Origin of the sequence: Stieleria neptunia, assembly GCF_007754155.1 — a bacterium.
GTDB classification, from domain to species: domain Bacteria; phylum Planctomycetota; class Planctomycetia; order Pirellulales; family Pirellulaceae; genus Stieleria; species Stieleria neptunia.
Map to the genome: position 1 here is coordinate 10937128 of NZ_CP037423.1, position 16719 is coordinate 10953846.

A 16719-nucleotide genomic window follows, 5' to 3' on the forward strand; every position below is an offset into this window, starting at 1 on the left:
ACAGTGTTCGCAAATCGCCATGGTGTCCTACTTGGTTTGACTTCGAAGTCGAATACTAGATCCGGAAGACTAGTTGCGTAGCGGTTTATTGCAACGAAGGTCCCGGGCTTGGCCGACCAGTTGCCGAGTCGATTGCCCGCACAACCTGAATCATACGATCAGGGTGCCCCCTTGCGCTGGTTGAAGGCGGAGGGCCGCCAACTCTCTGTCGAATTCCGTGTCTGTCGAATGCTCTTCCAGATGGTTTGCAATCCGGTTGGTTTGGAGCTTCAATTTCGCACAGAGTGTCGGTCAATTGCTGATCGCAGTGAGCGTCTTGATGCTGCTCTGGTTGAACGTCTGGGTCTGGATCGAGCCGGCGAATTACGTCACCGCACGCCCTGCACAAATGCGACTGGAGACCTACATCCGGTCGGTCGAGGAATACTATGAACCGATCGAAGAGTTCATCAGATCCGAACTTGCAGACGAACGCCAGGAGAACGGATAGTCGCCGTTCAATGTTCGGCGGGTGAAACCCAAAGCAAATCAGCGTTCGCGATCTTGCCGACGCTGACAAACCTGTCGGACCTTTCAGCTGATACAATCGCGACTCAACCTTGATTTTGTGGGCCAGCGAAGGCGTTTGGGCGGCGATAATGCTCGAAAATCCATACCGACCACCGTCTTCCGATTTCGAATCCGCCGTATCCGATCAATACGAGTTTAGCGGCGAAGTCACCGAGGACGACATTGCACGACTTCTTTCGGTGTCGTGGATCAACCTCGTTCTGCTTGGCTTGTGCGTGCTGGTCATCGCCCCATTTCTCGCCGTGCTCGCTTTCGCTGGACTTTCCGCCCAAAACTCGATTCGTTTTACCGCCGCCGCACTCGCGTTCGTTTCTATGTTGGCCATGATTTGCGGTGCGGCATTCTGGGCGACGACGCGCTCACGGATCGCGAGACGGCTGGTCCGAATGCAGCCAAATCTGGTTGGAGGTTTGAGCGGTGAAATCAATTCGAATGGGCTGTTTCTATTCAACAAGCATGTCACCAAAGTCCAATACACCTGGTCGAGCTTTTCCGGCGTGACCGTCAATCGCAACGGCATTCGATTCGACCTAGGTTATCCAAGGACCGGCTTGATCGGTATCCCCGCACGGTGCATTGATGGTTATGACTTTCAGTCGGCGCGAGAGCAGATCAATCGGTTTCGCGCGGTCGATGAGAGCGAGCCGGTTTTTCGCTGCATTCTTGATTGGAGCAAAGCGCCAAGCGACGCATTGCGATTTGAGATTCCAATTCCCAATCGGAATTCGAATCCAGCGATGAATTCTGGGGCATTCAGCTTCTACTGGCCGGGGGCGATGGCGTTCATCGCCGGTTCGCTCGCGTTCATCCTGCTTCTGAGCGAGATGATGATCGCCGCCTCGATAGCCGGAGCGCTCTGCTGGGTCGCCTTAGAGAAAGCGTTGGCCGTACGCCGTGAGGTCCTGCCGGGGACTCCGGAACCACAGGAATTCCAATGGGGCTGGATGCACCCGACTGGCCTGCATGTTTGCCACGGGGATCATGAAAAAGTGGTTCAATGGAGCGATGTGAAGCAGCTTCGGATCGGCGAAACAACCGTCGCGGTTGTTTCCCATGATCACTCGATGTTCGAAATCCCGATCCAGGATTTTCTAGACGACGATTGGGAAAGGATTGGCGAACTGGTGCAATCCCTCGTGCCGCAAGTGCCCGTTGTGTCTCCATCCCGGCGAGAGTAGTTGCTCAAACCCGTTCTCAAGAAAAGGCCCGCGGGGGATCTCTGTCAGTGTCAGCTCTCAACGCATTAGCACTGGCGACTGTTTTGCGGTGCCGATCGATGGATGGCAGAATCATCCGGCGCAGAATGATTGGGAAGAGCCGGAATGCCGTTGCCAACGACCGCCGATAAGATGATCCGTGGGTTCGCGCTGCCATCGGTGGGTTGTCTCGTCCGCTCCACGCTTCCGGAACACATTTCACTGGTCGCACGCGTGCTCTGTCCCCGATGGGGTTTGCTGAGGAGAAGACGCTGGTCAAAAAATTTGTTGGTCAGGGATTCCCCGCCCATTAAGGGGCTCGACGGCTTCGAACGGGCTCGGATTTGGGCTAGAATCGGCGGCCGACACCGGGGGTGTAGCTCAGTCGGTTAGAGCAGGGAACTCATAATTCCTTGGTCGCGGGTTCGAGTCCTGCCACCCCTATTTGGCAACGCTGGGAAGCATTGTTTAGCGGTGAAAGACCGGAGGGCTCGCGCCCTGCCGCTAACAAGAACGCTTCGCTTGGCGTCGCCCTACGGGTTGAACGTCCGCAGCATCTTGCGGCCCTTGTAGAGGTTGAACAGGTCTTCGGCGCCCAACGGGCGGGTGCGTCCGGCGGTGGCTTGGTCGATCGTTTCTAATCCGTCGGTGATGACGACGCACGCGGTGCCTTCGCGGGTGGCGGTGAACACGCCGGCCCGCTCGTCCAGGAATAACCCCAGCAACACGGGTTTGAGTTCCTCATAGCCGAGGTGTTGCAGGTGCTGTTGGAACGTCTCCATCGCCCGCCGCTGGGCGTCGTTCATCGCTTCGGCCTGGACCGAGAAGATGTCTTCGTGGTCGGCGTGCCAGCCGGCATAGATCGCAAAGATGTCGTCGATCGGCATGTCCGCCAGGTCGCAGGCCATGGTGAAGACCGCCGGACCGGTCATGCCGATGTTGCTGTAGCCCCGTTCGCCCATGTTGTATTCGAATCGGACCAACGTCACGTCGACCGGGTCATCGAAGCTGGGCCACAGCAACCGCCGCGACGCCGCGACTTCGACATGGGTCGGCGGCACGCCCATCTGATGCGGTTGGCTGAGCCACAGCGCCATCTCCGCCTCCGCCGTCGCGTCGGGCGTGCGGTAGCCGTCGTCGATCTCGTTTCCGAAGTCCAGTTCGTCGGCGTAGGCGATCGCCCGCAGTCGTGCGGCGGGGTCAGCGGCGAGTTCGATCAATCGCTTGCGGCCTTCTTCATCGCCCAGCTTGGCCAGCGCCCCGGCGGCTTCGCACTGCACCCGTCGGTGTCGCAGCAAGACGGTTTGGTTCAGTTTTCCGGTCGCCGATTCGTCGCCGATCAGCGCCAGCGAATCGCACAGCGCGACCGCCAACGCCACCGCTTCGGCCAATCGCTTCTGAACCGTCGGGACGTCGTCACCGAAGGCCCGCGGGTTGTCTTCAAAGAACCCGAGTCGGCTGGAGACCTGTCCCAGCAGCGCGGTCAGCGTGTCGACCATACCCGCGGCGGGGTGCTCGGTGACACGACCGTGACGGGTCAGGTAGTTGGCCAGATCCAGCAGCGAGGCGGCGAGCGCGGGTTCGGAAAGGCATTGCAGTGCGGCGGGGAACACGGCGTCGACCGGCCAATCGTGGTGTTGCATCAGCGGGCTGAGCATCTGCGCCGCGTCCATCCAATCGCCCGGCGGTCGCTGTTTCAAGATCTCGACGAACACCTGCAGCGACTCCCGCGAGCGGGCCATCGTCAACAGGTGCAACAGCAGGTGGCGATTGGAGGTTTCCGGCGGCAACGATCGATCGATTTGCTCCATCACCTCCGGCGTCAGCGAGCCGATGATCTCCAGCGACGCCTCGGATCGATCTTGCACGAGCAGCGTGTGCACGACCCGCAACAAGGCGCCGATGATGGCGGGGTCCGATTCGGCCAGGCGGTCCGGGGCGCCGGCGAGATGGGACAGGATGGCGACGGCGGAGGCGGCATCGCCGGTGGCCAGTTCGCGGAGCTGGTAACCGGCGGCGACCGGGTCGGTGTCGCGGCCGAGGAGCGAAGTGATGGTCTGCTGGATCGACACGACAAAAAGGTCCGGGAAAGTGGCGGAAGCTTCCAGCTTCGGAGTGATAACGGCAAGGCAGCGGTCCATCAAGGTGCTGCCCCCGCCGAGCTGGTGCAGTTTCTACGTCGTTGAGTGGACGCCGCGGTTCACCGTTCGACCTCCCCTCGATTCGCTCGACCCTTCTACGGGACGTCGATTGTAGAAGTGTCGGAGTTGATCGTAGCGGAAGTCGTCAACGGGCTGCCGATTTAGTCGGGATCTGCTGAGTCAATGGTGAGCCGCTGGCCGTAAGGCCTCGGGCAGCGTCGCAGTGCCCGGCCGCTGACGCGGCGCGCGGCTCACAAAAACGTCAACCCGTCAAAACTTTCGCGAGCCGCCGGCCCTCTCTGGCGTTTGCTTGCTGCGCAAACGCCGTCTTTCCCAGAGGGGGTTCTTCGTGGATTTTAATGGCTAATCACTCAGGACCCAGGTTTTTTGAGGCATTGCTGCGATGTCCGAATGGGTGTTGGACGACAACCGCTCGGTTCAAACGCCCCTCCGGCGACGCGGGCCGGTGGAGGGCACGAAGCACCTTCGCCGCATCGCAGACCAGGTGATTCCTAGGCGGGTTGCTCCTCCGCAGAGCCCGTCTCCGCTACAGCTGGCTTCGCCATCAGACCGAACAGAACCATCGGACATCGCAGTCATCCCTCAAAAAACCTTCCCCGAGCATCCGAGAGCAGCCACTAAATTCGCGGAAGAACCCCCAGAGGGAGAGAAACGAAGTCGGTCGCCAAATCAGAATCGACGTCCTCCAGGAGGGTGACTTTTGAGAAAACTGCACAACCTCCGCCATCGGAGAGCGGCAGCGTCGCCGGCCCAGTTATCGGCCCAGCCGTCAGCTCTTTTGGGGCGTTTCCGCCGGAGCGGCCGGGACGAGCTCCAGCGCCTTGAGGCGGATTTCGACTCGGGCGGCTTCCCGTCGCTTGGCGTGATCGATCAAACGAGCGATCTCCCTGGGCGTCAGGTTGCCCGGCTGCAGCGGTGTCAGGTCGTTTTCGTCCAGGGTTTCGTCGTCCGCCGACTCCCCGTCTTCGTCATCGCCTTGGTCCGTCTCCTCGTCACTGTCGGTGGACTTCGCCGGCCGCTTCATCGGCACCACGAGCTCTTCGTAGATGATTCCAAAAATCGGATGTTCGGCGGGTTCGGCGAAACCGATCTCGGTGACCGGGACGGAGTTGAGCCGTGCGATCGAGGCGGCCGCGACATCGCCCACCTGGACTTCGCCGCCATGGACGCCGAGGTAGCGTTTTTGGAACACGACGGTCGGGTCGTTGATGTAGGCGGCCAGCAAGACCGCATGCTCACGGGTCCCCTGTCGCGAAATCGTTTGCATGCAACGGCACAACAAAATGGGGTCCGGGTTCTGTTTCAGGGTTTCCAAGGCCAGCGTCAAACCGATGTCCATCTTCCACTGCAGCGCCAGCCGGAGGACCTGTTCGCGGATACTGATGTCGCTGCGTGACATCCATTTGGCGACCATTCGCATGAAGGGTTCGCCGAAGATGGCATCCTTTCGGAAGTCGTTGGCGGGGTAGAGTTGTAACAACGACGCGACGATCAGATCGTATTGTGCGCCGCCCGTGAAATCGGGGTCCGTCAGCGGCAGCAGCAGCGCGATCAAGTCGACGCGCTGAGGGGTTTCGCGGGGGCCGACGCCGCGTTCGATCAGTCGCCGGCGGACGCGTGAGAGTCCCATCGACAATTGTTGCGGGGTGCCGCCGAGCGCATCGACCAGGTAGGGGTGTTCGCGATACAGGTCGACAAACAGCTCGCGGATGCGCGGGGAATCACCGAACCACTTTTCCAGCTCGGGCCAATTCTCCAGTTCCGACGGTCCGCCTTGCAGGAACGAGCGGATGCGGGATTCCAGGCTCTGTTTGGCTAGCGAATCGATGATCCGGTCCAAGCGGTCGGATTGTTCGGTGTCGTTGCTTTGGCGGCGGGTCACGCGGAGGATCGGCAAGCAGGCCGGGCCGAGGCGAAACAGTTGTTCGGAGGCGAGTTCGCGGACGGCGAATTGGTCGCTGCGGAGCCCATCGACGAGTCGGCCGACGCGTTCGGCCAAGTCGTCACCGACCGGATCGCCGGCGACGGGCGTCTCGGCGGTGCTGCGGATTTCCGCCGGGGGAACCGGTTCCTGGCCGATCGCGCCGGTTCCCAGACCGCCGCCCCCCCACTGGTGAGCTGCGGCAACCATCGCCCACCACACCAGTGTTCGGTACGCCGGCGTTCTGTGCGCCAACGTTCTGAACGCCAACGTTCTGGGCGCCAAGAAGCCGTACACCGGGCTGCGGTGGCGATTTGGCCAGGGCTGAGAAAATGAACCGATCATGCCGCTAAATGGGTCCCAAGGAGGCGAGCTGCCGTCGCGTCAACACGTTTTCGCTTGTCGATTCTATCCCGTGCAGCTAGTCTGTGGGGAGTGACATTTCGGTCGAATGTTTCGACCGAATCGTAATTCATGGGATTTACGGCCACTTGCAGCCTTACTGCTAAAGAGCCATGCAAACAAAGCACACCAACGGTGACGCCACGTCACCTTCGTCGACCACGCCTTCTGACCAAGCCAACGCTTCTCTTTCGGCGAACGATCCCGCCGCGAATTCCAGGGTGGAACCGGGAACGATGCCCACACGACGTGCCGGACTGTCGACGCAATGCGTTCACGCGGGCGAACAACGCCAGAAAGATTCTGGCAGCATCGCGACGCCGATCTACACCGCCGCCACGTTTACGTTTGAATCGACCGATGATCTGCTTCGGTTCGTCAACGGCGAAGACCAGCGTGAGGAATACGGGCGTTACGGGAATCCCAACGAACGCAGCGTCGAAGCCAAGATTGCCGCGCTGGAAAAGTGCGAGGAAGCGATCGTCTATGGCAGCGGCATGTCGGCGATCGTCGGGTTGCTGATGACCAAACTGTCCGCCGGCGACGAAATTGTTTTCTTCGACCAGTGTTATCACCGCAGTCGCGAATTCTGTGCCAAGCATCTGTCGCGATTCGGCGTGGTCACCCGTCAGGTGACGACCGGTGACTACGACGCGATGGAAGCGGCGATCAACCGCAACACCAAAATGCTGGTCAGCGAATCGCCGACCAATCCACACCTGTCGGTCATCGACCTGGAAAAATTTGCCGCCGTCGGGAAAGCCAACGAAGTCGAAACGTTGATCGATGCGACGCTGGCGACGCCCTACAACTTGAATCCCACCGAGTACGGTGTCGATTACGTATTGCACTCGGCAACCAAGTACCTGGGCGGGCACAACGATCTGCTGGCCGGCGTGCTGTGCGGACGCAGCGAGCAATTGGAAGCCGTTCGCAGCATGCGCGGCATCTTGGGCAACATCAGTTCGCCCCACAATCTGTACCTGCTCGAACGCGGGTTGAAGACGTTTGAATTGCGGATGCGGCGTCAAAACGAAAACGGGCTCCGCATCGCCGAGTTCCTGGAATCGCACCCGCGCGTCGAGCGTGTTTATTACCCGGGACTGAAAAGCCATCCGACGCACGCGATCGCTGCGGCACAGATGCGTGGCTTTGGCGGGTTGATCACGTTCACGATTCGCGACGCCGATTGGAAACAGACGGCCAACATCGTCGATGCGGCTCGGATCCCGCGGATCGCCCCGAGTCTGGGCGGCGTGGAATCGCTGATCGAACAACCGTTGGTGATGAGCTATTTTCATTGCACGCCCGAAGACCGCGTGCGATTCGGGATCGATGACAACATGATCCGCATGTCTTGCGGGATCGAAAACGGTGATGACTTGATCGCCGACCTGGAGCAGGCTCTGTCGGTATGAGCGATCAGGACGGACACCAGAAGTCGGCGGGCGAAACCTCCTTTCGCACCCGCGCGATTCACGTCGGCAATGAGATCGATCCGGCCACCGGTGCCGTCGTCCCGCCGATCCATTTGGCCAGCACGTTTCGCCAGCCCGGCGCGGGCGAGTGGGGCCAGTTCGATTACTCGCGAAGCGGCAACCCGACGCGGAGCAATTTGCAAAGCACACTGGCGTCGCTGGAATCGGGCGTCGGTGCGTTGGCGTTTTCCAGTGGCATGGCTGCGATTCACTGCGTCACGATGTTGCTGGAAACCGGCGACCACGTCGTCGCCGGCTGTGACCTGTACGGCGGTGCGTACCGATTGCTGCACAAGATCTGCAACCGCAGCGGGATCGATGTCACGCTGGTCGACATGACCGACGCCGACGCCGTCGCGGCGGCGGTGAACGATCGGACCAAATTGATTTGGGCGGAAACGATCGGCAACCCGCGGCTGACGATCCCCGACCTGCCGGCGTTGGCGGCAATCGCGAAACAGCGCGGTGTGATCATCGGCGTCGACAACACCTTCGGAACGCCGGCGCTGGTGCGACCACTGGAACACGGCATCGACATCGTCATGCACTCGGCCACCAAGTACCTGGGCGGTCACAGCGACTGTTTGGGCGGGACGCTGGCGGTGGCCGATCAAGAGCTGTTGGATCGGCTCTACTTCATTCAAAACGCGACCGGCGCGGTGCTGGATCCGCTGAGCTGTTTCCTGGTCAGCCGCGGGCTGAAGACGTTGGATCTGCGGATTCGGGAACAGTCCAGAACGGCGCTTGCGTTAGCACAGTGGCTGGAGCAACATCCGAAGGTTCGCCTGGTGCTGTATCCGGGCTTGGAAAGTCACCCGCAACACGGATTGGCGGCCGAGACACTCCTCGGCGGATTCGGCGCGATGGTGACGTTCGAGTTGGATGCGGGCATTGAAGAAACCGCGGCGGTTTGCGAGTCGACCGAGCTGTTTCACTTGGCGGTCAGTCTGGGTGCGGTGGAATCGTTGATCGAGCAACCGGCGACGATGTCCCACGCCAGCTACGACGCCGCCGATCGCGCCCGATTCGGCATCACCGACGGACTGATCCGTTTGTCGGTGGGCTTGGAATCGTTTGAAGACCTGCGCCAGGATCTCGCCCGCGCGATCGACGCGGCCTCCCAGCGGGACGCGTAAGCGACCGGCCTTTCCTCGTTCCCGGGCTCCGCCTCACACGGTCGCCGGCGGAGCCGGCGGGGGTGGCAAGCAGGATGCTTACCCCACTTCCACTTGTTCCCAGGCTCCGCCTGGGGACACATTGCTTCGGAGGCTCCCGCCTCCCGGCCGCGGACCGCGTGTGGCAGGAGCCACACCGGCATGCACAGCATGCATTACTTCGACAATTGCTGCTTGAAAAAATCGAGCATCCAATCGGTCAGCTTGGGGCTGAGGAAGGCGAACAGATGGCCGTTGCCGGGCAGGGTTTGCAGCGAGGATTCGACGTCGGCATCGACGAGTGCTCGGTGAAAATTTTTGGCGTTGTTGATCGGGACGATCCAATCCGCTTCGCCGTGGATGATTTGAAACGGCGGGTCTTTCGGCGACGTAAAACAGATCGGCGACGCGGCGGCGTACACGTTCGGCAGCTCGCGTCGCGAACCGCCTAAGAAAAATGCGAGCGAGGTGTTATCCGGCGGCAGGTCTCGAAAGTCGGTCGGCGGGCCGCCGATGCAGACGGCGCCGATCGACGGCAACTTTTTCCAACGTTCGTCCTGCTGCGGCCACGACGTGGTCTGGCGAACCGATTGCCAGGGTTCATCGGCGAGCGTGGCGACCAGCGAAACCAGGTGGCCGCCGGCGGAATAGCCATACAGACCGACACGTTCGGTGTCCCAAGCGTAGGTCGGGGCGTTTTCGGTGATCCAGACCAGTGCGGACCGCACATCGTCGACTTGATCGGGAAATTTTGAACTCGGCGCGTGCCGGTAATTGATCGCGACGGCGGCAAAACCGTTTCCCGCCAAATCCCGGGCATGACGCTCCATCGTCCATTTATCGCCGGTCGCCCAGCCGCCCCCGTGGACGACCAGCACCACCGGCCAGCGCCGATCGCCCGCCGGCTGCGATGCCGTCTCGGAGGGCGTTTTGGCTTGCGGCAGATAGACGTCACAGCGGCCCGCGCTGCCCACCTCGTCACCGTCCTCGCCGCAAAAACGCAGATTGGCGATCTTTTTGACATCAAACGCAGACTCGTCCGGAGGCTCCGGGGCCGCATCGGCAGCGACCGACAACGATCGCCGGCTCGCCGGTTCATCGCCAGAGGCCGGCAGCGGGCTGCCGCAAATGCCCGCAAAAACACAGCAAACGCCTGCCAGAACGTAAATTGATCTCATTCCGATCCGCTGTCGTCTCATCGTGGGGTTCCGCACATTGGGCAATTGGCCTTCCCGCGTATAATAGCGGGGCGACCACCGCAGGAACCTCCCCTCGTCGGCGCTCGACCCTCCTGGAAACGGAGGGTGAAGATGAAACCCGCACGATTTCCCCGAGGGGGTGGTGGCCCATGCTTCTCCACCCGTCCCACCGAACTCCAAAAGCCACACGATGCCCTTCAACGATTCGCTTTCCGGCGAAGACCTTTCCCTGGATTCCATCCCTGCGGCAGTCGAGGCAGTGCGTCGAGGCGAAGTCGTGATCGTCGTCGATGCGGAAGATCGCGAAAATGAAGGCGACTTCATTTGTGCGGCCGAAAAGGCGACACCCGAGACGATCAATTTCATGCTCGGCGGTCGCGGCCAATTGTGCGTTTCGATCTTGCCCGAAGTCGGCAAGCGATTGGAATTGTCTCCGGTCGTTTCGGACAACAACGCCCCGCTCCGCACGGCCTTTGTCACCCCGATCGACATCGCCACCGCGCGGACCGGGATCACGGCCGCCGAACGCAGCGAGACGATTCTGCGGATCGCGTCCCCGGATTGCAAGGTCGAGGACTTCGTTCGCCCCGGGCATGTGTATCCGTTGATCGCAAAAAAGGGAGGCGTGTTGCGTCGCGCCGGGCACACCGAAGCGGCGGTTGATCTGGCGCGGATGGCCGGATTGCAGCCCGCCGGGGTGCTGTGCGAAATCCTGAACCAATCCGGTGATCGCGCCACACGTGATGAATTGATTGCGATCGCCAAAGCCAACTCGCTCAAGATCATCAGCATCGAGCAACTGATCGCCCATCGCCGCGTCAGCGAAAAACTGGTCAACCGCGCCGCCGAGGCGGTGCTGCCGACCAAGTACGGCGAGTTTCAGATCATCGTCTATTCGGTCGACTTCGAAGACCAAGAACCGATCGCGCTGACGCTGGGGGATCTGTCCCAGCAGGCCGAAGGTCAAACGCCGCCGCTGGTTCGAATGCATAGCAGTTGCTTCACCGGTGATCTGATCGCATCGCTGCGCTGTGATTGTGGCGACCAATTACACATGGCCCTTGAAATGATTGCCGCCGAAGGTCGCGGCGCACTCGTTTATCTGCCGCAAGAAGGCCGTGGGATCGGGCTGGCCCAAAAAATCCGCGCCTACGCGCTCCAAGACCAAGGGATGGACACCGTCGAAGCGAATCACGCGTTGGGGTTCAAAGCCGATATGCGTGACTACGGGGTCGGATTGCAGATCTTGAAGGACCTGGGCATCAGCGAAGTTCGGTTGTTGACCAACAACCCCAAGAAACAGCAAGCGTTCAATCTGCGCGGCTACGATTTGAAACTGGTCGATCAAGTGCCGATCGTGACGCCGGTGAACAAGCACAACAAGAATTACCTGGAAACGAAACGATCCAAGATGGGCCATCAATTGCCGGATTTGGGCTGAGATGCAAACGCTTCCTGAAAAACCGGCGTGGCTCCGTCGCGTTTCGATCCTCGGCGTCGGGCTGCTCGGCGGCAGCGTCGGCATGGCGTTGCGGCGGCGTGGGATTCACGTGGTCGGCTACAGTCGACGCGAATCCAGTTGTCGCGCGGCGATCGAGGCCGGTGCGGTCGACGAGGGGTTCACGGAGATCGCGACGGCATGTCGCGGCAGTGATGTCGTTGTCGTTGCGTCGCCGGTCGACAAGATCGTCGAACTGGCCGTTGCCGCCGATCACGTGTTGGATGACGACGCGTTGATCACCGACGTCGGCAGCACGAAGGCCCAGATCGTTGCCGAGATCGCGGCGCAGTCACCGTCGCTGGCCCGAAAATTTGTGGCCGCCCATCCGATCGCGGGCTCGGAAAAGACCGGCGTCGAAAACGCCACTGCGACGTTACTCGAAGGCAAGCTGGTGATCATGACGCCCGCCGATCAGACGCCGGCCGCAGCGGTGGATCGGGCTGCCGCGTTTTGGTTGCAGACCGGTGGCGAAATCCTCTCGATGTCCCCCGAACAACACGACCAACGATTGGCGGCGGTCAGTCATGTTCCGCATCTGGTTTCATCACTATTGGCCAGCCTGGTCGACGACGCGTGCTTGCCGCTGGTCGGCAGCGGATGGAGAGACATGACGCGTGTGGCGGCCGGTGACCCGACGATGTGGACGGCCATCTGCGTGCACAATCGCGAAGCCATCCTGAACCAACTGGATCACTTTTCCGAGGCGCTGGGATCGCTGCGAGCATTGTTGGCCGGCGGCGACACGGCGGCGCTGAAGTCTTGGCTGGACGAGGCCAAGGCACGCAAGGAAGCGACGGAGTGAGCGCGTGGTAAGCATTTGTTAGCGGCAGGGCGCGAGCCCTCCGGTGTTTGAAGGTGTTTTCAAGCTGCCACCGGAGGGCTCGCGGGCTGTCGGATTTGTGAGCCGCGACGCGTAAGCGGCCGGGCACTGCGACGTTGCCCGAGGCCTTACGGCCGGCGGCTCACCATTAACTCAGCAGAACCCGACTAAATCAACAGCCCGCTTGCACCGTTCCGCTAACACCTTTCGAGCCAAAGTAGATGGCATTGGGCGAGAGCCTCTCCGGTGTTTTTGAAGCGCAACCGGAGGGCTCGCGCCCTGCCGCTTAAACCTCAAGATCGACCTCCCCTCGCTTCGCTCGACCCTCCTGCCAGGAGGGTGACTTCAAAACCGCACGGCCTCTGCGCGGGAGGCCGACTTCACTTTCGTGATATGCATCAGGGCGCCAATCGACAACGGCCTACAAATCGTTCGTCAATTCCGCTAACGCGTCGGGGCGGTCCCGTACCAGCAACCGGGCATCCAGACCGGCTTGTCGGGCGGCGTCCACGTCGCCTTGTTTGGTGTCGCCGATCATCAGCAACCTGGACCGATCGGTGATCCCGATGCGACCGACGGCTGCGTCGTAGAACCGCGTGCTGGGTTTCGACCAACCGAGCTGGCTGCTGATCAAGACGGCGTCGAAATGATGCGTGATTCCCATCCCTTCCAAGATGGTCTGCAAGCGAAGGTCGAAATTAGAGGCGACCGCAATCGCGTAGCCTTTGGATTTCAGACGCTCGAGGACGGCCAGGACATCCTCGTACAAGCGCCACGTGTCGGCCGAGGCGAAGTGGTTCCAGAGGGAATCGAACACGCGTTTGGCATGTCTCTCGGGCAGATTGCCAAGCGTGTCGGTGACGATCCGCTGCCACCGCCGTCGCTCGGCCGTCTCGTCGGTCGGTTGGTCGACGGTGTCGCCAAAAAAATGGCGTTTCATGGCGGCTTTCAGATTCTGGCGCACCTCTTCGAGCGCATGTTCACTGCCCAGAGCAGTGGCGGCGCCCAGAGCGGTGGCGGCGGTGTGATACGCCCGTGCCGGCTCGGGTTCCGGGGTCATCAGGGTGCCGGTGGAATCGAAAAGGATCCAGTCGTAAGCAGTCATCGGAGTGGTCGGCGGGGTTATCGGTTGGCGGGCCCCTGTTTGGGCCCCTGTTCGGAAATTTGATCTGGTGCGATGGTGTAGTGATGGAAGACGTGCGAAACGAAACGAACGAGTTCTCCGAACCCTATCCTCAGGTCGTCAATCAGGCGACGGGGGTGTCGGCGCAGACGCCGGTGGTTGAAGCTGTCCGACCGGGCGATCGGCACTCCGGATCGACCGTGGGTGGGGCGCGACAGAGTCTTGGCGGGGGCGGTGATGACAACGGCTCGCCCTGGTTGCCGCTGCGCAATCCTATCTATCGCTCGTTTTGGATCGCGTCGTTCGTTTCCAACGTCGGCACGTGGATGCACGAAATCGGCGCGGGCTGGTTGATGACCGACTTGGACGCTTCGCCGCAAATGGTCTCAGCCGTGCGGACGGCGATGGCGACGCCGATCGTGTTGCTGGCGATTCCCGCCGGCGCGCTGGCTGATCGGGTCGATCGACGACGATTGTTGTTGGCCACCCAGGTGCTGATGCTGTTGACCGCGGCGAGCTTGGCGGCGTTGACCGCGGCCGGCGTGATGACCAGCTGGCTGTTGCTGGGACTGACGTTCTTGATCGGGTTGGGGCTGACGTTGCACGTCCCCACCTGGCAGGCGTCGATTCCCGAGTTGGTGCCACGGCCGCAGTTGTCGCGCGCGATCGCCTTGGGCAGCATCAATTTTAATTTGGCTCGGTCAGCCGGTCCGGCGATCGCGGGTGCGTTGGTCGCCATCGCGGGATCCTGGATCGCGTTCTCCTTCAATGCGATCTCGTTTGCCGGCGTGATCGTGGTGTTGTTGATGTGGCGGCGTCAGGGCCGCGAATCGTCGCGTGGATTGTCGTATCGAAAATCCTTGTACCAGGGGCTGCGTTACGTTTACCGCAATCACCAAATGCGACACGTCTTGGTTCGGCTCTGCTTGTTTGTCGTACCGGCCAGCGCGCTGTGGGGGCTGTTGCCGTTGGTGGCGCGTCAGCGATTGGATTGGGGGGCCGACGGGTTTGGGGTGTTGGTCACCTGTGTCGGTGGCGGGGCGTTGATCGCGGCGCGTTTCTTGCCCGTGTTGCAGCGGCGTTTCGGCGGCGACGCAACCATCGCCCTGGCGATGTTGGTGTTCGCTGGCGGACTGGCGGTGATAGCGTCTTCGACCCAGCGCTGGGTGGTGGTGATCGCGACGTTGGTGATGGGGTGCGGCTGGATGGTCACACTGACGACCCTGAACACGGCCGCACAAATCACGTTGCCCAGTCGGATGCGGGCGCGGGGGATGAGTTGTTACTTGACGGCGCTGGCACTGTCGATGTCCACCGGTTCGTTTTTGTGGGGCAGCGTGGCCGAGTCACTCGGTGTCGGTGGGACGCACGACGGTGTCGCTGCAGGAGTCGGCGATGGCGTGGGCACGGCGCAAAAAATCGCGGCGGCGACCCTGTTGGTCACCGCCGCGATCGGCATGCTGTTTCGTGTCGTCGGTCCTACGCGAACATATAGCCCTCTTCACCGTGATCGGTGATGTCCAGTCCGCGTTGCTCGCTCTCGGCCGGAACGCGAAGCCCGATGACGATGTCGATCAGCTTGAGCAAGATCAGGCTTCCGATCGCTGCGAAGGCGAACGTGATCAGGACCGCAACGATCTGGCCGATCAGCAGTGCGGGGCTGCCGGATTCGAGCAGCCCGACCTTGGTGCCGTTTCCGCTAACATCCACGCACGCGCGACTGGCGAACACGCCCGTCAAAACGGCGCCGAGTGTTCCGCCGACGCCGTGGACGCCAAAGGCATCGAGTGCATCGTCGTACTTCAGCGTGTGCTTCAGCTTGCTGCACGCCAGATAGCAGAGGATCCCAGCGGCCAGCCCCATCACCAGGGCCGGCATGGGTTGGACAAATCCTGCAGCCGGTGTGATGCACACCAATCCCGCAACGGCACCACTGCTGGCGCCCAGGACGGTGGGTTTGCCGAGCACGATCCACTCGGTCATGGCCCAGGCGAATGCGCCGGCGGCGGCCGAAAAGTGGGTGACCGCGAACGCGCTGCTGGTGACCCCATCGCTCAGCAATTCGCTGCCGGCGTTGAATCCGAACCAGCCGACCCACAGCATCGCCGCACCGAGCGCGGTGTAGGTCAGGTTGTGTGGCTGGAAGGGTTCGTTGGGGAATCCCATCCGCGGTCCGATCAGGATCGCGGCGACCAACGCGGACACGCCGCTGGAGATATGAACGACGGTGCCGCCGGCGAAATCGAGCGCGCCGCCCATGATGCTGCCTTCGCCATAGGCCAGCGGTCCGCCGTCCCAGACCCAATGGCAAAGTGGGCAATAGATCAGCGTGCCCCACAGGATCGAGTAGATCACCATCGCGCTGAATTTGATCCGTTCGGCGAATGCCCCGCAGATCAGGGCGGGGGTGATGATGAAGAACATGCCTTGAAACAGCATGTGCGTCAGCCGCGGAATGCTGCCTTCCATCGGTGTGACCGGCTTGCCGAGGGCTTCACTCCATTCCCGTTGCACCCCGTTCATGAACAGGTAATCGGTGTTGCCGATCCAGCCGCCGGAGCCGCCGAAGGCGAGCGAATAGCCATAGATCGACCAGATCACCGTCATCAGTCCCATCAGGAAGATGCACTGCATCATCACGCTCAACACGTTCTTGCGGCGGACCAGGCCGCCGTAGAACATGGCCAGGCCCGGCGCGGTCATGAACAGAACCAGCGCGCAGCAGATCAGCATCCACGCATTGTGGGCGGCCAGCGGCCCGTCTTCGATTTGTCCGTCGGTCAGGCCCGCCGGCGACGCGGTTGTTTCCGTCGCCTCCTGGGCCGGCGCGGCACCCATCGGGCCGAGCAGAAAAAGCGATCCCAGGATCGAGATCGCAAACCAAAGTCTCCACCTACTCACAGCTATCACCTCGTTGAGAAAAGGACTTGTCGGGTGACTGAAACGCAAGGCAGCAGCGGTCGTCGGATCGATGCGTTCGGCCGCCTTTCTCGTTCCGCCGAAAGGGCCGAGCGGCCGGCGTTGGGGTGCGCCGACGGGGAATGCCCGAGAAGGTCTTTGGCGGTCGAGAACCGAATCATCCATCCGCGACGGGAGGGGGAAATTGCTTCGCTCCGTGACAGTCGCGCAGCGGTTAGAATACGTCGAACTGCGAAACGCCGCTATCGGAGTGTGGGCGGAGCGGAAAAGCCGC

At 61.5% G+C, this 16719-nt stretch carries 12 protein-coding genes and 1 tRNA gene; 8 read left to right on the forward strand and 5 right to left on the reverse strand.

What is annotated here, in order from left to right; all coding sequences use genetic code 11:
• The first annotated feature begins 217 nt into the window (after positions 1–217).
• The 3 genes from Enr13x_RS37420 (at position 218) to Enr13x_RS37430 (ending at position 2210) form a co-directional block, all read left to right on the forward strand.
• Complete coding sequence (locus Enr13x_RS37420; RefSeq protein ID WP_145391999.1) at positions 218–490, forward strand: hypothetical protein; 273 nt, start codon at positions 218–220, stop codon at positions 488–490.
• A gap of 148 nt (positions 491–638) precedes the next feature.
• Positions 639–1748 carry a YcxB family protein gene (locus tag Enr13x_RS37425; RefSeq protein ID WP_145392000.1) on the forward strand — a complete coding sequence of 370 codons (1110 nt, stop codon included), beginning with the start codon at positions 639–641 and terminating at the stop codon, positions 1746–1748.
• A gap of 388 nt (positions 1749–2136) precedes the next feature.
• Positions 2137–2210: transfer RNA gene (locus Enr13x_RS37430), tRNA-Ile, on the forward strand.
• Positions 2211–2299: 89 nt separating this feature from the next.
• On the opposite strand, the gene Enr13x_RS37435 is transcribed toward Enr13x_RS37430, so the two are convergent.
• Both Enr13x_RS37435 and Enr13x_RS37440 read right to left on the reverse strand, forming a co-directional pair.
• On the reverse strand, positions 2300–3838 hold the full coding sequence (locus Enr13x_RS37435) for a HEAT repeat domain-containing protein (protein WP_145392001.1): 1539 nt from the start codon (positions 3836–3838) through the stop codon (positions 2300–2302).
• 859 nt (positions 3839–4697) lie between these two features.
• Positions 4698–6104: a hypothetical protein gene (locus Enr13x_RS37440; RefSeq protein WP_145392002.1), complete on the reverse strand. Its 1407-nt coding sequence runs from the start codon at positions 6102–6104 to the stop codon at positions 4698–4700.
• A gap of 383 nt (positions 6105–6487) precedes the next feature.
• Here Enr13x_RS37440 and Enr13x_RS37445 point away from each other — a divergent pair, with 383 nt between their 5' ends.
• Both Enr13x_RS37445 and Enr13x_RS37450 read left to right on the forward strand, forming a co-directional pair.
• Positions 6488–7669, forward strand: a complete 1182-nt coding sequence (locus Enr13x_RS37445) for a trans-sulfuration enzyme family protein (RefSeq protein WP_145392003.1) — start codon at positions 6488–6490, stop codon at positions 7667–7669.
• Entirely contained in the window at positions 7666–8865 is a 1200-nt protein-coding gene (locus Enr13x_RS37450; RefSeq protein ID WP_145392004.1) for a trans-sulfuration enzyme family protein, read from the forward strand. Before Enr13x_RS37445 ends, Enr13x_RS37450 begins: the two co-directional genes overlap by 4 nt.
• Positions 8866–9059: 194 nt before the next feature.
• On the opposite strand, the gene Enr13x_RS37455 is transcribed toward Enr13x_RS37450, so the two are convergent.
• Positions 9060–10061 carry an alpha/beta hydrolase gene (locus Enr13x_RS37455; protein ID WP_197455664.1) on the reverse strand — a complete coding sequence of 334 codons (1002 nt, stop codon included), beginning with the start codon at positions 10059–10061 and terminating at the stop codon, positions 9060–9062.
• Between the two features lie 211 nt (positions 10062–10272).
• Here Enr13x_RS37455 and ribA point away from each other — a divergent pair, with 211 nt between their 5' ends.
• Both ribA and Enr13x_RS37465 read left to right on the forward strand, forming a co-directional pair.
• Positions 10273–11523, forward strand: a complete 1251-nt coding sequence (ribA, locus tag Enr13x_RS37460) for a GTP cyclohydrolase II (protein WP_145392006.1) — start codon at positions 10273–10275, stop codon at positions 11521–11523.
• 1 nt (position 11524) lies between these two features.
• Complete coding sequence (locus Enr13x_RS37465; RefSeq protein ID WP_145392007.1) at positions 11525–12385, forward strand: prephenate dehydrogenase; 861 nt, start codon at positions 11525–11527, stop codon at positions 12383–12385.
• 439 nt (positions 12386–12824) lie between these two features.
• Here Enr13x_RS37465 and Enr13x_RS37470 read toward each other — a convergent pair whose 3' ends face one another.
• Positions 12825–13508, reverse strand: a complete 684-nt coding sequence (locus tag Enr13x_RS37470) for an HAD-IA family hydrolase (protein ID WP_145392008.1) — start codon at positions 13506–13508, stop codon at positions 12825–12827.
• An 83-nt stretch (positions 13509–13591) separates the two neighbouring features.
• On the opposite strand from Enr13x_RS37470, the gene Enr13x_RS37475 reads away from it, so the two are divergent.
• Positions 13592–15043 (forward strand): MFS transporter, encoded by a 1452-nt coding sequence (locus tag Enr13x_RS37475; protein ID WP_145392009.1) that lies wholly within the window; start codon positions 13592–13594, stop codon positions 15041–15043.
• On the opposite strand, the gene Enr13x_RS37480 is transcribed toward Enr13x_RS37475, so the two are convergent.
• Positions 15006–16364, reverse strand: coding sequence for an ammonium transporter (locus Enr13x_RS37480; protein WP_145392900.1), 1359 nt, complete (start codon positions 16362–16364; stop codon positions 15006–15008). The genes Enr13x_RS37475 and Enr13x_RS37480 overlap by 38 nt on opposite strands.
• Positions 16365–16719: the final 355 nt, after the last annotated feature.

Bases quoted from the DNA above. Each gene is read 5' to 3' on its own strand.
- Enr13x_RS37425 (WP_145392000.1), top strand. From the start codon at position 639: ATGCTCGAAAATCCATACCGACCACCGTCTTCCGATTTCGAATCCGCC.
- Enr13x_RS37445 (WP_145392003.1), top strand. From the start codon at position 6,488: ATGCCCACACGACGTGCCGGACTGTCGACGCAATGCGTTCACGCGGGC.
- Enr13x_RS37450 (WP_145392004.1), top strand. From the start codon at position 7,666: ATGAGCGATCAGGACGGACACCAGAAGTCGGCGGGCGAAACCTCCTTT.
- Enr13x_RS37455 (WP_197455664.1), bottom strand. From the start codon at position 10,061: ATGAGATCAATTTACGTTCTGGCAGGCGTTTGCTGTGTTTTTGCGGGC.
- ribA (WP_145392006.1), top strand. From the start codon at position 10,273: ATGCCCTTCAACGATTCGCTTTCCGGCGAAGACCTTTCCCTGGATTCC.
- Enr13x_RS37465 (WP_145392007.1), top strand. From the start codon at position 11,525: ATGCAAACGCTTCCTGAAAAACCGGCGTGGCTCCGTCGCGTTTCGATC.
- Enr13x_RS37470 (WP_145392008.1), bottom strand. From the start codon at position 13,508: ATGACTGCTTACGACTGGATCCTTTTCGATTCCACCGGCACCCTGATG.
- Enr13x_RS37475 (WP_145392009.1), top strand. From the start codon at position 13,592: ATGGAAGACGTGCGAAACGAAACGAACGAGTTCTCCGAACCCTATCCT.
- Enr13x_RS37480 (WP_145392900.1), bottom strand. From the start codon at position 16,364: ATGGGTGCCGCGCCGGCCCAGGAGGCGACGGAAACAACCGCGTCGCCG.